13 protein-coding genes, 1 tRNA gene and 1 pseudogene are annotated in these 14,028 nt (G+C 41.1%); 10 read left to right on the top strand and 5 right to left on the bottom strand.

The genetic code is table 11. The annotated features are described in order from the left end of the window. Positions 1-174: 174 nt before the first annotated feature. From ACEW8O_RS07465 to rbsK, 3 genes are all read right to left on the bottom strand, one after another. Positions 175-1,173, bottom strand: coding sequence for a GRP family sugar transporter (locus ACEW8O_RS07465; protein ID WP_373493994.1), 999 nt, complete (start codon positions 1,171-1,173; stop codon positions 175-177). Between the two features lie 3 nt (positions 1,174-1,176). Next, positions 1,177-2,178, bottom strand: a complete 1,002-nt coding sequence (locus ACEW8O_RS07460) for a nucleoside hydrolase (RefSeq protein ID WP_373493993.1) — start codon at positions 2,176-2,178, stop codon at positions 1,177-1,179. 175 nt (positions 2,179-2,353) lie between these two features. Then, complete coding sequence (gene rbsK / locus ACEW8O_RS07455; RefSeq protein WP_373493992.1) at positions 2,354-3,259, bottom strand: ribokinase; 906 nt, start codon at positions 3,257-3,259, stop codon at positions 2,354-2,356. A gap of 196 nt (positions 3,260-3,455) precedes the next feature. Here rbsK and ACEW8O_RS07450 point away from each other — a divergent pair, with 196 nt between their 5' ends. The 3 genes from ACEW8O_RS07450 (at position 3,456) to ACEW8O_RS07440 (ending at position 7,001) form a co-directional block, all read left to right on the top strand. Continuing rightward, positions 3,456-4,763 (top strand): Gfo/Idh/MocA family protein, encoded by a 1,308-nt coding sequence (locus ACEW8O_RS07450; protein WP_373493991.1) that lies wholly within the window; start codon positions 3,456-3,458, stop codon positions 4,761-4,763. A gap of 11 nt (positions 4,764-4,774) precedes the next feature. Continuing rightward, the gene (locus ACEW8O_RS07445) at positions 4,775-5,641 is read left to right on the top strand and encodes a sugar phosphate isomerase/epimerase family protein (protein WP_373493990.1); all 867 of its coding nucleotides are present in this window, start codon (positions 4,775-4,777) and stop codon (positions 5,639-5,641) included. A 160-nt stretch (positions 5,642-5,801) separates the two neighbouring features. After that, positions 5,802-7,001, top strand: a complete 1,200-nt coding sequence (locus ACEW8O_RS07440; RefSeq protein WP_373493989.1) for a redoxin domain-containing protein — start codon at positions 5,802-5,804, stop codon at positions 6,999-7,001. Between the two features lie 743 nt (positions 7,002-7,744). On the opposite strand, the gene ACEW8O_RS07435 is transcribed toward ACEW8O_RS07440, so the two are convergent. Next, complete coding sequence (locus ACEW8O_RS07435) at positions 7,745-9,949, bottom strand: DUF5916 domain-containing protein (RefSeq protein ID WP_373493988.1); 2,205 nt, start codon at positions 9,947-9,949, stop codon at positions 7,745-7,747. Positions 9,950-10,330: 381 nt separating this feature from the next. Between ACEW8O_RS07435 and rpsF the strand changes: the two genes are divergently transcribed. From rpsF to rplI, 3 genes are read left to right on the top strand one after another with little or no spacing between them, the layout of a single operon-like run. Beyond that, positions 10,331-10,702, top strand: a complete 372-nt coding sequence (rpsF, locus tag ACEW8O_RS07430; RefSeq protein WP_373493987.1) for a 30S ribosomal protein S6 — start codon at positions 10,331-10,333, stop codon at positions 10,700-10,702. Then, positions 10,699-10,950, top strand: a complete 252-nt coding sequence (gene rpsR, locus ACEW8O_RS07425) for a 30S ribosomal protein S18 (RefSeq protein WP_293016533.1) — start codon at positions 10,699-10,701, stop codon at positions 10,948-10,950. Before rpsF ends, rpsR begins: the two co-directional genes overlap by 4 nt. A 42-nt stretch (positions 10,951-10,992) precedes the next feature. Then, positions 10,993-11,436, top strand: coding sequence for a 50S ribosomal protein L9 (gene rplI / locus ACEW8O_RS07420; RefSeq protein WP_373493986.1), 444 nt, complete (start codon positions 10,993-10,995; stop codon positions 11,434-11,436). Between the two features lie 71 nt (positions 11,437-11,507). Here the strand turns inward: rplI and ACEW8O_RS07415 are convergent, their stop codons facing one another. Next, positions 11,508-11,756, bottom strand: coding sequence for a hypothetical protein (locus ACEW8O_RS07415; RefSeq protein WP_373493985.1), 249 nt, complete (start codon positions 11,754-11,756; stop codon positions 11,508-11,510). A gap of 194 nt (positions 11,757-11,950) precedes the next feature. Between ACEW8O_RS07415 and ACEW8O_RS07410 the strand changes: the two genes are divergently transcribed. From ACEW8O_RS07410 to ACEW8O_RS07395, 4 genes and pseudogenes are all read left to right on the top strand, one after another. Continuing rightward, on the top strand, positions 11,951-12,589 hold the full coding sequence (locus tag ACEW8O_RS07410) for a hemolysin III family protein (RefSeq protein ID WP_373493984.1): 639 nt from the start codon (positions 11,951-11,953) through the stop codon (positions 12,587-12,589). A 138-nt stretch (positions 12,590-12,727) separates the two neighbouring features. After that, positions 12,728-12,800: transfer RNA gene (locus ACEW8O_RS07405), tRNA-Gln, on the top strand. A 165-nt stretch (positions 12,801-12,965) separates the two neighbouring features. Continuing rightward, a complete protein-coding gene (locus tag ACEW8O_RS07400; protein WP_373493983.1) occupies positions 12,966-13,196 on the top strand; it encodes a hypothetical protein in 231 nt (76 codons plus the stop codon). Positions 13,197-13,412: 216 nt separating this feature from the next. Next, positions 13,413-14,028: pseudogene (locus ACEW8O_RS07395) on the top strand (restriction endonuclease subunit M); the annotation flags it as partial.

Raw genomic sequence — 14,028 nt, 5'->3', positions numbered from 1 at the left:
ACAACAATTAATAGGTAAAATCGTCAAGATTTCCTATTTCGGAAGCCATCAAATGGTAAAGTTGGCAGATGATGAAGGCAAGCGTGTCATCATCCGGACCAATCCCGGCAGGTCCTTTGAAGGCATGGAAAGGGCAAACTTTTACCTTTGGAAATATGATGTTGAGGAGGCTTTTTAAACCCCCGCATATACAATCAGCCCCAATCCCAATACAAATAATACAAACATTCCACCGATCAGCACATTGGTTTCTTTCGGAGCATTTTTGAATTCCTTCCAGATAAATACGCCCCATAATGCCGCAATCATCGTGGCCCCTTGACCCAAACCATAAGAAATAGCAGGTCCTGCCTTTTCCGCAGCAAGAATACTGAATGACATACCTACACACCAAATGATACCTCCTAAAATGCCCACAAGATGAACCAATGGTTTTCCTGCAAAATAATCTGCTCCTGATAGTGAATTTCCTTCAATCGGTTTCTTCATCAAAATGGTATTGAAGATAAAATTACTCATCAAAATCCCGATGGAAAATACAAATACGGCTCCATAAGGAGTGAATTTCCCTCCTTCAGGATTGGAAAAATCCAAAGACATGGACTGGGCAACAAAGAAATAGAAAAACGACATCAGAAAGCCCCCGACCAATGCCAATGCCAAACCCACTTTGGGGTTTTTTCGGTTGGATTTGGCAAGTTTCTGATATGCCAATGCATCAAGAACAATAGCCAATGCCACTAAAGCAACTCCGATAAAGAGTAAAACCGGATCTCCTTTTTGGGTTGAAATATAATTCACGAGTACCCCAAGGACCAATGCCAATCCGATACCCACAGGAAAAGCCACTGACATACCTGCATAGGCAATTGCCGCGACGATCAGAATATTGGCCAGATTAAAAATCACTCCACCAACAAAAGCCAAAGCATAATTCTTAATGCTTGCCTGAAACAAATCCTCCGAAAAACTCCGTCCATATTCACCGGTACTTCCCAGCGTGTACCCAAAAATCAATGACAACACCACTATCCCGATCACATAATCCCAATAGAAAAGTTCAAACCTCCAACTGCTTCCTGCAAGTTTTTGGGTATTGGCCCAGGAACCCCAACATAGCATCGTAATGATACAGAATATGACCGCCAGAGAATAGGATTCAATGATATACATGGCTTAAAGTTTGGGTTGTACAATATGATAATTGGAAAGGGAAAGATAAAAGTCATTGATAATGGCATCCCTGTTAAAATTCTCCCAAAGGGTTATTTTTCTGGGATTTTGGGGCCTTTCCACCCATTGATTGTTGATCAGAATCGGCGCCGGAATTTCTGTTTCTTCTCCCCAAGTAGAATTTTTCAAGATGGCAACCGCCACCAGATCAAATAAAGCCCTTGAAGGTGGGTCTCCATGGTATTCAATGTGCTCAAACAAACTCACCGCATAGTCTCCAAAAGTTGAATATTCGCCGCCATGTCTTCCTGTGATGGGCTTATTTGTTTTCGGTCCCATTCCGGGCATCCGCGTATTGATTTCTTCCTGTGTTACCTTGACTGCATCTGTGCCAGAGGATTCTCCATATCGGACAGTGACCATTTCAAAAGGCACTCTAGTATTCAGGATAAAATTCATTGATACTGTATCGTTATCCTGATTGTATTCTCCCGGCTTTGGGTAATTGGAACCCAGCCAAACAACCCTCATTTTGGAAGCAATCGATGGATCCTTTTTCAAGGCAAGTGCCACATTTGTCAATTTTCCCACGGCCAACACCACCAAATCATTTCGGTTTCTTTCATTGGCTTCTTTGACAATAAAATCCACTGCAGCTTTTCCATCAAAATTTGCATCATTTAAGGTTGGACTAATTTCCTCAAAAGAAGCATCCGCCCCCTTGAACAAAGGAACTTTATCATAAGAGAACGCCAATTTCATGATTCTTTGGGCTTCGTCATAATGTTCCCTGATATTTCCACCGCTTCTGGTAGCGTTGACAGTGACTCCCTCCACATCAAAACTTTTACCATTGGCCAATAAGTACATCAAAGCAAATTGATCATCCAATTCATTATTGGCATCGGTATCAAATATTATCCTCACTTTATCCGGTTGATCACAGGAACAAAGAAAGGGGTACATAATAATCAATATAATTAGACTCGAAATAATGGTTTTCATGGTTTTTTAGGTTATATAGAAATCTTTAATTTTCAATGAATATTTGGTATCTCACCTTTGAGGATAAATAGAATAAAATCTACGATAGATTCAACCCTACAATATCCCAATATCAACTAAATATCAATCAATATCGAATAAGGAATGAAACTATTTTTTATTTAGTTGATTGATCTTATAAATCCTTCCAATATGGAATAGAGCTTTGTGCACCCATCTTTGTGACAGACATGGTAGCGGCCTTTAAAGCAAAATCAACAGCCTCTTTTATTCCATCTCCATTGACTAAAGCCACTACCAAAGCTCCGTTGAAGGTATCTCCTGCCGCAGTAGTATCCAAGGCTTTTACTTTTTTTGTAGGAATTACTCCCTTAAACTCACCGGTATGAACGTATGCCCCTGCCGAACCCATCGTAATGATGACATTTTGGACTCCTTTTGCCATAAGTATCTCAGAGGCATCTTCGGCTGTCTTCTCATCAAACACCTTGACACCCGTTAATCGCTCAGTTTCTGTTTCATTGGGTGTAATCATAAAAAGAAAGGGGAAAATTTCCGGCTGTAGATCAGTTGCCGGAGCGGGATTCAGGATGATTTTTTTACCTAGACTAAAGGCTAATTTGCAGGCCTCAAACACCACAGGAAGCTGAATTTCCAATTGGATCAATATCACATTTGCTACTTCAAAAAAATTTCTTGCCGCATGGATATCATCTACTGATAGTGATGCGTTTGCACCAGGTGCAACAATGATGGTGTTTTCCCCTGTATGATCCACTGTTATCAGTGCAACCCCTGATGGTTTCCCGGGATTGAGCTTAATCAACGAAGTATTGATCCCTTCCTTTTGATAGTTTTCCAGATTCTGAGCCCCAAATACATCATCACCCAACTGTGCGAGGAAACTTACCTCTCCACCCAATCTTGCTGCGGCCACTGCCTGATTGGCCCCTTTGCCCCCGGGAATCAAAGAAAATTGCCCGCCGATTATCGTTTCCCCTGGGACCGGAAAATTATCTGTTTTGATCACCATGTCCATATTGGCACTACCAATGACAAGAATTTTGGGTTTATTTTTCATTACCTTACAAATAAAGATTAAAGCCTTTTATCAAACTAGAGAGGGAAGAATAGGACATTTATGAATTTAAATTTTTATGAAAGGTCAAATTAGATTATTATTATACTAATCTTATCAAAGAGTTACAAATTATCAAAACATTTGATTATTTGTCAACTAAATTTATACCCGCAATTAAACCTAAACCCATTATAGTATGAAAAACAATGTTTTTTCCCGGAGAAAATTTCTGGGGACCTCTCTTATAAGTGCAACAGGTCTTTCATTTTTACCTAAAACTGCTTTTGCAAAAAACCCAAATTTTTCGATTTCTGAAGACATTCATCAGATACGCCTTGGATTTATTGGGGTGGGGAGACAGGCGATGGGATTATTGAACGGAATGATGAAAATCCCCGGAGTTGAAGTTTTGGCCTGTGCAGATGTATATGAAATAAAAAGAGAACGGTTCAAACTACGTGTCGAAAAGATCAGCAATGAACTCGGCAAAGCATCCCCAAAAGTGGATGTTTATAAAGATTACAAGGATCTTTTGGCAAGACCGGACATCGATGCGGTGGTCATAGCCTCTCCTGACCATTGGCATGCCTTAATGGCCATAGATGCATGCAAGATGGGTAAAGATGTATATCTGGAAAAACCCCTTACCTTAACTATAAAGGAGGGGCAAGAACTTATAAAAGCTGTCCGAAGTAATGGCATAGTGCTGGCCGTAGGCAGCCAACAGCGTTCTGATCTCAATTTTCAACATGCGGCAAGGATGGTACAAAAGGGGAGATTAGGTAAAATCAAACAGGTTTTGGTCCATGTCGGACAACCCGAACATCCTACTCCCTATGACCTGGAAGCCCAGCCAATTCCAAAAGGTCTGGATTGGAACGCTTGGTTAGGGCCACTTCCAAAATTGGCTTTTAACGAAAAACTAAACCCTCCAATTTCTTTGAATCCTGAAGAAGACGAAAAACTCTGGGGTGCATGGAGGTGGTACCGCGAAACAGGAGGTGGCTATATGACAGACTGGGGGGCGCACATGTTTGACATTGCCCAATGGGGTCTGGGCATGGACAGGAGCGGGCCGGTAAAAGTCTTCCCGGGAAAAGATGGAAAGCCTTTGACCTACCATTATGCCAACGGAACTGAAATGATTGTGGGACCTTTTGATGAAGGCCGGCAAGGTGTTAAATTTATTGGAGAAAAAGGTTGGATCAAGGTTTCCCGCGGGAATTTCGAATCCTCAGATGAAAGTCTTAAACCCACCATGGAAAGGCCTAATCCCGGATACCCTCCACATTATTGGGACTTTATAGATTCGGTCGTGAAAAGAAAAGATCCTATTGTCCCTGTAGAAATCGGACACAGCACCTGCGTGGTCTGTACGATCGGAAACATTGCCAATGAACTGGGCCGACCATTGGATTGGGATCCCATCAAACAATCTTTCCCAAATGACTGGGAAGCAGCTGCTAAATTGCATTACAACTACGAAAACGGATATAAACTCTAAACCAGATTACTATGAACAAGAGAAGAGATTTCTTAAAAATTACCGGGGCTTTGGCGTTGGGAACGATATTGAAACCAACGGATTTGATTGCTTTGCCATATGGCAAAAAGCTTCCTATTGGACTCCAGTTATATTCCTTAAGGGAGGACATGAAAGAGGATCCCCAACATACATTAAGGCTCGTTTCTTCAATTGGATATAAAAGTCTGGAAACAGCCAATTATGCGGAAGGGAAAGTGTACGGAATGGAACCTGTTTTCTTTAGAAGATATATTTCAGACTTGGGAATGAAACTCAAAAGTGCCCATATAGGAGGACCTGGAAGTTATGATCCGGCCAAAAAAGACGAAGCCATGGACTGGTGGAAGCAGGCTGTATCTGACCACAAAAAAATGGGGGCAAAATATATCATCAAACCTTCTATGCCGATTCCAAAAACCTTGGATGAATTAAAGGTTTGGTGCGACTACTACAATGCAATAGGAGAAGTGGCCAAAAAATCCGGAATGATGTTCGGATTTCATAACCACGCCCGGGAGTTTGAAAACATCGAAGGGAAAATGATGATGGATTTCATGATTGAAAATACCGACCCGAAATTGGTCTGCTATGAACTTGACGTATATTGGGCGCAAAAAGGCGGACAGGATCCTGTGGACTTTCTCCAAAAATATCCAGGAAGATTCCCCGTTCTTCACATCAAAGATGAAGAAGAAATCGGTGCAAGTGGTACATTGGACTTTAAGGAAATTTTTGAAGCAGCCTATGCACAGGGGATGAAAGATTACTTTGTGGAAGTAGAAAGGTACAATTTCGAACCCATAGAAAGTGTAAAGCAGAGTTTTGATTATCTCGCTAAAGCAAACTATGTGAAATAGCTGGAAGACGGAAGACCGAAGTCGGAAGTAAGCAGCAAACCATGGTCGGGCCTAGAATCTGATTGATTTTGCCCTTTATTTGTATCCTTGCCGATATACATCAGCGATAATCATAAATCCTTTACTTAAAATAAATTTAATAATTTCAAACCAAATGAAGATGAAGAATCAAAAATTATCCACATTTCTAATTGTGCTCATTTTGGGCCTTTCTTGGGCCTGTGGTTCATCAACTGAAGAATCAGAATCTTCCGAAAAAGTTGAAGAAGGCTTTACTCCCAATCCACAGGAAATAGCAGAACAACCTGTAGGAAAACTTGCAATAGGTGACAAAGCCCCATATTTCAAGCTTCCAAATGTCGATGGCAAATTTGTATCCATTGATGATTTCAGTGATTCCGATGCCCTTGTCGTATATTTTACCTGCAACCATTGCCCTACAGCACAGGCTTATGAAGAACGGTTCAATGACGTTGTTGACGATTATTCAGGTAAGAAAGTAGCCTTTGTGGGAATTTCTCCCAACAGTCCGATTGGCATATTGCCCGAGGAATTGGGCTACTCCGATCTGGATGATGATTTTGAAAGTATGCAAATCAGGTATGTGGACATGAACTATAATTTCCCCTATCTCTATGATGGGGATACCCATGAATATTCTTTGGCTTATGGACCTACGGCTACCCCACATGTTTTCGTATTTGACAAAGACAGAAAACTCTCCTATTCAGGCCGCTTGGATACTTCCGAAAAACCCGGAACAGCAAATGCCGAAGACCTGAGAATGGCCATTGACAAGACTTTGGCCGGAGAAGCATTGGATTCTGACAAGGCCATTACTCCGGCCTTTGGCTGCTCGACCAAATGGGCCTGGAAAAATGAGTACACCATAAAAGTAAATGCAGAATGGAAGGAAAAGCCGGTAGAAGTCCAAAAAATCTCGCCTTCAGGATTGGCTGACCTTTTGAAAAACCCCACCGATAACCTAATGCTGATCAATTTCTGGGCAACATGGTGTGGCCCATGTGTGGTCGAATACCCTGAATTCATAGAGATTCAAAGGATGTATGGAGGCAGGGATTTTCAGTTTGTCTCCCTCAGCATGGACAATCCCAATCAGGAAGATAAAGTCTTGAAATTCCTTAAAGGCAAATACTCGGCTGTTCCCAACTACCTGATAGATACCGAAGACAAATATGCGGTCATTGATGTAGTTGGCAAAGAATGGGATGGCAGTCTCCCCATCACCCTCTTGATCGAACCGGGTGGAAATATTGCCTATAAGAAGATGGGCGAAATAAAAGCTTTGGAACTTAGGAGAGCGATTGTGGACCATCCGATGATTGGGAGGTATTATTAGAATTACTTGTCCGCCGTGGCGGATTGGAATATTACAAAATTGTAAAATTAATTAATTATATAATATTGGGCCTTTCCGATTCGGAAAGGCTTTTTTTTAAAAACTGCTTTATGAAAAAAAATACTAATCATTGATTCACTCCATCAAAACAAGGACAGCTATTGAGAATGACTTTGCCTTGTCACCTCGAGTTTACAACATTTTGAAAATGTTCAGAATAGGTAATGACATCAAATTTCTCCTACCTACGGCAGGCAGGCGTCATCCCGAGTTCACAACATTATTAAAATGTTCAGAAAAGGAATGACATTAGGTTATCCCTATCTACATTAGGCAGGCGTCATCCCGAGTCCCCAACATTATTAAAATGTTCAGAATTGGTAATGACATCAGGCCATAGACCTCTCCTGACGTCGAGGTGACAAGGCAAAGTCCTTTAAAGAATTGAATGCTATTTATAGTTCTAAACCATCAATATGAATATATGTCATTGGTAGGTACGAGGAATCTCCAGAGGTTCTATTTGTGTTCATATTTATCATTTCCTGAACCTCATGAGATGCTTCTCCCGATAGCCATCGGGATCAGCATGACGACTGCTCCGATTTATGTCATTGGTAGGCACGAAGGATCTCCAGAGGTCCTATTTATGTTTGAGTTACAATTATTAACATTTCCTGTTCCTCGTGAGATGCTTCCTTTGTAGCATGACGACCGCTCCGATTTATGTCATTGCCAATTTCTTAAAATCTGAAAGTATATGTCAATTTCATATTGGTGTTCGCTTCCATGGAAATAAACCTTTCCATGTAGTTTCGCCAGTTCTGGTTGTACACTACAAAAAAGGTATTTCCAGGGCTTATAACCCAGGCAAAACGGGTATTGGTACCCAAAAAATTGGTGACATTGTCATATTGGATATTGAAGTTGAGGGAAACCCAGGGGGAAAAATCATAAGCCGTGATCAAACGAAAAAGATGTGTGTCAAAGTCCCCTTCAGCCAGCCTTACCCTGCTGTGGATCCAGCTTCCGGTCATGTTCAGTCCCACAAAAGGCCTGACAAACAAGTCCGCAGTGATCATAGTTTGTTCACCGGTCCAAAAACCAGCTTTTCTAAGTGTAAATTCGCCTCCCACTTTTCTAAAGTTCGCTGATTGGGCCGAAATGCTGTAGCCCAAATTGTAGTAATCACCAGGCTGAATGACAAACTCCCCGTTTCTCAGGATATCAAATGTATGATCCAGGAATTCATAATTATGATTGACCTCAAATTGCAGGATATCACCTGTTTCGAACCTGATGCCCAATAACTGCAAGCGGTGATTGACCGTAGCGGGCCTCCAGTCCATTTCCATAAGATATTCGAAATAATACTGCCAGCTCAGCTCCCTGATAATGGCACTTTTTCCGATAAGGGGACTATAGCTGATGGAGGGCTGAAGTCGCCGAAATCCTACCCTTGGGGCAAATCCCACGGCCGGGTCATAGTTGATGCCAAATTCCCTGTAACTGACATGCGCTTCCCAGGGCTGATTGGGGAAATTGATCCTGCCACCCCGGACTGACCGGTCCCAGAGGTTGGAGGTATCTCCGAATTCGGTTTCGGTATGGGCCGCCATAAAAGCCTCAAACTGCAGGTTTTTGTTGCCCAGAAATTTAGAGGTATTGAGCCCCAGGTCTGCGCCTATAGTCTGTCTGGTCTGCAAGGAATCTTCTTCTGAATCCCTTCTGGTGTACATGATGCCAATGGTGCTTTCACCCGCAAAATTCTGGACTACACGGCCTACCGTAAAGGACTCTCCGGAGTTTTCCTGACTTTCTCCGGTACGGACATGAAGAAATCCTACATCCGTATTGTTGATCCTCCCTATCATCCTGGCACCATACCGGATCGGAATAGGCCTTCCGTCCTGCAGGCCAATCCTCCGGCTGAAATAAGGATTGGGGTTACTGGAAGGCGCAAACTGAAATATATGGGAACCTTCCAGGAAGAAAGCCCTCCTTTCCGGAAAAAAAAGCGGAAATCGTGTCAGGTTGATCTGCCTGTCATCCACCTCGGTTTCGGCAAAATCAGTGTTTACAGTAATGCCTGCTTTCAGATTGGGAGAGATATTGTAATTCAATTCACCACCGGCATTGTACCGGAATTCATTTTGTATGGGACTTTCCGGATCGGGCCTTTGCCTGACCTCCGAGACTATCCCATAAGGAATCGCTTCCAGTCCAATCCCTTGGTTGATGCCGCTCAATCCTGTTAGTTTTCCGGCATCCTGTGGTCTCAGGATACCCTGATTGCGTCGGTGACCTGACCAAAGGACTTCTTCATTTTTCCTTCTGATGGTTCTCAAAAAATTGATCCCCCAAACCTCTGCATTGGGATCAAAATTGAGGGTCATGAACGGAATTCTGATCTCTGCTGACCAACCTTCTGAATCCCTGCTGACCCAGGCTCTCCATATACCGTCCCATGCAGGTATCAGCCTTGTGCCCTGACCTACACGCAGCAGGGCATCACTCATCAGACCCAATGGGTTGATTTCAAAATAATAGGCAGAACGCTGATCATTATAGGTGTCCAAAATAAAGGCAAACCTGTCATCGGTCAGCAATGACATGTCTCTTCTCCGTTGGAAAGCCTTGATTTGATCCGGTTCGGAATCATAAAACCGGGCCCCTATATACAGGTATTGTTCGTCAAAGGCAACTCTGATAATTGTTCGTTCGGAGGCAGGAGATCCTTCTACAGGCTCCATCATCAAAAAATCAGATGCCATTTCTGTATTTTCCCAAAAATCTTCATCCAATTTCCCATCCAAAACAATTGTTTCACCAGGCGCTATACGGTATGCCCCCAAAGACATTTGATCTTGTGCCAGACCCTGAAAGATGGGATTGAATAAGCCCAAGGCCAAAACAGCACAACAGAAAATTCCGGGTGGAAATCGCATATATCACGCAAATTACTTCAATTGATCGGGCTGTTTCTCCAACTTTTTGATAAATGGTTTACAAGTTTTTTGGGTTCAGAACTTGCTAGTGCTATGTTAAGGATGAATTGACAATCTTTCCCGCAGAACTTGTCCCGATTCATCCGGGAGACACAAAGAAGGTTAATGTGAATCTTTTCCCGATGGTGATAACCTTTAAGTATTAGTGTTAACATATCACAAATTTGAATTACCGATCACTTTGACAGCTTTATAAAAACCTGAACTTTCCAAGAAGAAAACCTTTGGCCATCTCCATTTCTTTTTCCTTCCATTTGGATAAAAACGAATATTCCTCTACTTTTGCGGTCTGTTTAATAAAAACAAAGCAAAATAATATTTATGTTCCAGAAAAATTATGAGACGGTATTCATCCTTACTCCCGTTTTGTCTGATGTTCAGATGAAGGATACCGTGGACAAGTTTATAAACTTGTTAAAAACTGAGGGGGCAGAAATCATCAATGTTGAAAATTGGGGCCTTAAAAAAATGGCTTACGCAATTGACAAAAAAAGCACAGGTTTCTACGTATTGGTAGAATTCTTAGCAGAACCGACTCTAATCAAAAAGTTCGAAGTTGAATTGAGAAGAGACGAAAAAGTAATGCGTTTCCTGACTACTGTTCTTGATAAGCATGCGATTGTTTATGGAGAAAGAAGAAGAAAAGGTGAATTTAACAAAAAAGCAGAAGCTAAGGAGGAGCCGGCACAATGACACTTAGAAACGAACCGATCAACAGAGTAGAAAACAGAAAAAAATACTGTAGATTCAAGAAGCACGGGATCAAATATATCGATTACAAGGATCCCAACTTCCTTTTGAAATTCGTCAATGAACAAGGGAAAATCCTTCCGAGAAGATTGACCGGTAACTCAGCCAAATTCCAAAGAAAAGTGGCAAATGCCATCAAAAAGGCAAGACACTTGGCATTGCTGCCTTTCGTGACTGACGGTTTGAAATAATCCGTTTTTGTTCAATTCATTCATATTTAACATTGTACGACGATGGAAATTATTCTTAAAACAGACATAAAAGGACTTGGATATAAAAACGACATGGTGGATGTCAAGCCAGGTTATGGTAGAAATTACCTGATCCCACAGGGTTATGCAGTGCTTGCTACCGGATCAAACAAAAAGATCCTAGCTGAAAATATCAAGCAAGCTGCCCACAAAGCAGAGAAAATCAAAACCGAAGCTGAAAACATTGCAGAAAAACTTTCTGAAATGACATTGGAAATCAAAGCAAAAATCGGTGATTCCGGTAAGATTTTCGGTAAAGTAACTACGCTTCAGATTTCTGATGCCTTGGCTGCCAATGGTATCGATATAGACAGAAAGAAAATCTCCATCAATATGCCTGTTCAAGGTGCCGGAGAATTTGAAGCTGAAGTTGATCTTCACAGAGAAGTGAAGAGCGCAGTCAAATTTGTAGTTGTAGGTGAATAATTCACTACAAACCCCAAAAAAAAAAGGCTTTCAATTTGAAAGCCTTTTTTTTTAAAATTCGAGGATAAAAATTAATTAAGAGCGATTTTTTCCAAATCTTCAACCAATTTCTTTGCAACAGCCTTGCTGTTTTCTTCCCTTTTAGCTTTAAGAAGGTCTAAAGCCTTTTTGCTTTTTTCGATAACTCCAACAGGATTTTGGTCTGCTACATAGCTGTTCCAGCACCAGGAAAGCTCTGCATGAAGCTTCTCGTCTAAATTCAATTTTTCGAGTTTCTCTAGAGTCGAAACAATTGTTTTTTCAGAAATTTTTACTGACATGATATTATTAATTTTGGTTTAAATTCTATCTTTTAAGATTTTCAATTCCATGACAAAACAAAAGGAAATTTTCCATAAATACAAAATAATCAGCCTTTTAATAATATAAATTTAAAATACAATCGATTCCGTTAGCTTTATTTGGTTAAAATTTTTTATAGTTATATTTATTTTCTATAATTTCGAAGTAAAATATGGAAAGAAAACAAAGTCTTCAGGAGGAATTTGCAAATAGCATTACACATGGATTTGGGATATTGTTCAGTGTGATAGCCATTGCCTTGTTGGTCACATTTTCAGTGCTCAATGGAGGCACGCTTCATATCGTCAGCTGTAGCATTTTTGGAGGTTCTATCCTTTTGCTATATACATTTTCCACACTTTACCATGCAACCCAGCAACTGACAATAAAAACTTGGCTAAGAACCTTTGACCATATTGGGATATATTTTCTGATTGCAGGTACCTATACCCCTTTCCTACTGCTTGGCGTACAAGGTACTTTTGGTTGGGTATTTTTTGGGATAATTTGGGGATTGACTGCATTTGGGGTTGTTTTCAAAATATTCTATACCCATAAATTTCCGAAAGCTTCTCTGATTCTTTATTTATCCATGGGATGGATGGGCGTGTTTTTGGTGAGGCCTTTATTGGAAACCCTCTCCACTCCTACCCTTACCATGATTGCCGCAGGGGGAATCAGCTATACCGTAGGAACCATCTTCTATGTCCGCCAAAAAATGAGGTTTGGGCATACGATTTGGCATTTATTTGTTTTGGCAGGCACCATACTCCACTTTATTGCCATTATGTACATGCTGACGGGTAAATAATATTTTTACTTTTAGCGCTGACATTAAAGCAATTAAAATGATCCGCCGAAAATCTTACAAATCGGGCTTGCATAAAAAAGAAAGTACCCCTACATTTGTGGCACCTTAAAAGAAGGTAATAGTGAATCAAACCAAAATTGACCGATGGTGTAACTGGCAACACGTCTGATTTTGGTTCAGAAGAGTCCAGGTTCGAGCCCTGGTCGGTCAACAATTGAATAGTCCAAGTTCATCAGAACTTGGACTTTTTTTTTAATTATTTTTAATTCAGACAAATCCACCAAACTTTTACCTCATCAATTACCGAAAATTTACTTTCCTTCCTTATCTTGAGAATCTTCTAGTAGTAAATGTTTTTTTGATCCAATAATTACCTATGCCTCTTTTCCAAAGTTCTGTTCTTAAAAAATACCTTGCTTCCCAAGACTCAGCCGCAGTCTCTGCGGCTTATGCTTTATACGCCGCCTATTTCCACAATCCCCATATTCGGGCAAATATACGGCTAGCCAAAGAGGAACAGTTTCAAGAGGGATTTCTTAGGGAGCTTTTTGTCAAAATCCTTGGCTACACCATCAACCCTGAACAGGATTATAATCTGACCACTTAGCTAAAGAATATCAAAGATGCCAAAAAAACCGATGGAGCGATTCTTAAAAACGGAAGTGCACTTGCAGTTATCGAACTCAAAGGCACGGACACCAAAGACCTCGACAAAATACGGGATCAGGCATTCAATTACAAAAACAACCAACCCGACTGTGTCTATGTCATTACCAGCAACTTTGAAAAGCTCCGGTTTTATATTGACAATGCGGTGGACTTCGTGGAGTTTTCTATCCTGGGGATGCAGGCGGAGGAGTTTAAGTTGCTGTGGTTGATCCTTCAAAAGGATAACCTGTTAAACGGTATCCCGAAAAAAATCAAAGAAGAATCCCTGGTCGCAGAAGAAAAGATCACCAAGCAACTGTATGCCGATTATTCCTCCTTCAAACAGGAATTGTGGCAGGATATGGTAGCCAAAAATCCTGAATTGGATGAACTGCTTCTTTACAAGAAAAGCCAAAAGCTTCTAGACCGGTTTCTATTTATCTTTTTTGCTGAAGACAAAGGACTGCTCCCGCCCAATTCCATTATGGAAATCGTCAATCAGTGGACCAGCCTCAAAGATCTGGATGCCTATACACCACTTTATGACAGGTTCAAGTTATACTTTGGCTATCTGAATACTGGTAGGTTGAGACCCGGAAAAGCTGAAATCCATGCTTATAATGGTGGTCTTTTCGTTGCTGACCCAACTTTGGATACGCTTCAAATTTCGGATAAGGTCTTAGATAAACACGTTCGCAAAATCACCGAATACGATTTTGAATCTGAGGTGGATACCAATATCCTTGGACATATCTTTGAGCATAGCCTTAATGATATTGAGAATGTCCGTG

Source organism: Aquiflexum sp., assembly GCF_041749095.1.
Taxonomy (GTDB): Bacteria; Bacteroidota; Bacteroidia; order Cytophagales; family Cyclobacteriaceae; genus Aquiflexum.
This window is presented reverse-complemented; position numbering and strand designations above follow the sequence as displayed.

Excerpts from the sequence above, each read along its gene's own strand:
- ACEW8O_RS07460 (WP_373493993.1), bottom strand. The coding sequence starts at position 2,178 with ATGAAAACCATTATTTCGAGTCTAATTATATTGATTATTATGTACCCC.
- ACEW8O_RS07415 (WP_373493985.1), bottom strand. The coding sequence starts at position 11,756 with ATGTCAGTAAAAATTTCTGAAAAAACAATTGTTTCGACTCTAGAGAAA.
- ACEW8O_RS07445 (WP_373493990.1), top strand. The coding sequence starts at position 4,775 with ATGAACAAGAGAAGAGATTTCTTAAAAATTACCGGGGCTTTGGCGTTG.
- ACEW8O_RS07450 (WP_373493991.1), top strand. The coding sequence starts at position 3,456 with ATGAAAAACAATGTTTTTTCCCGGAGAAAATTTCTGGGGACCTCTCTT.
- rbsK (WP_373493992.1), bottom strand. The coding sequence starts at position 3,259 with ATGAAAAATAAACCCAAAATTCTTGTCATTGGTAGTGCCAATATGGAC.
- ACEW8O_RS07465 (WP_373493994.1), bottom strand. The coding sequence starts at position 1,173 with ATGTATATCATTGAATCCTATTCTCTGGCGGTCATATTCTGTATCATT.
- rpsR (WP_293016533.1), top strand. The coding sequence starts at position 10,699 with ATGACACTTAGAAACGAACCGATCAACAGAGTAGAAAACAGAAAAAAA.
- ACEW8O_RS07440 (WP_373493989.1), top strand. The coding sequence starts at position 5,802 with ATGAAGAATCAAAAATTATCCACATTTCTAATTGTGCTCATTTTGGGC.
- ACEW8O_RS07435 (WP_373493988.1), bottom strand. The coding sequence starts at position 9,949 with ATGCGATTTCCACCCGGAATTTTCTGTTGTGCTGTTTTGGCCTTGGGC.
- rpsF (WP_373493987.1), top strand. The coding sequence starts at position 10,331 with ATGTTCCAGAAAAATTATGAGACGGTATTCATCCTTACTCCCGTTTTG.
- ACEW8O_RS07400 (WP_373493983.1), top strand. The coding sequence starts at position 12,966 with ATGCCTCTTTTCCAAAGTTCTGTTCTTAAAAAATACCTTGCTTCCCAA.
- rplI (WP_373493986.1), top strand. The coding sequence starts at position 10,993 with ATGGAAATTATTCTTAAAACAGACATAAAAGGACTTGGATATAAAAAC.
- ACEW8O_RS07410 (WP_373493984.1), top strand. The coding sequence starts at position 11,951 with ATGGAAAGAAAACAAAGTCTTCAGGAGGAATTTGCAAATAGCATTACA.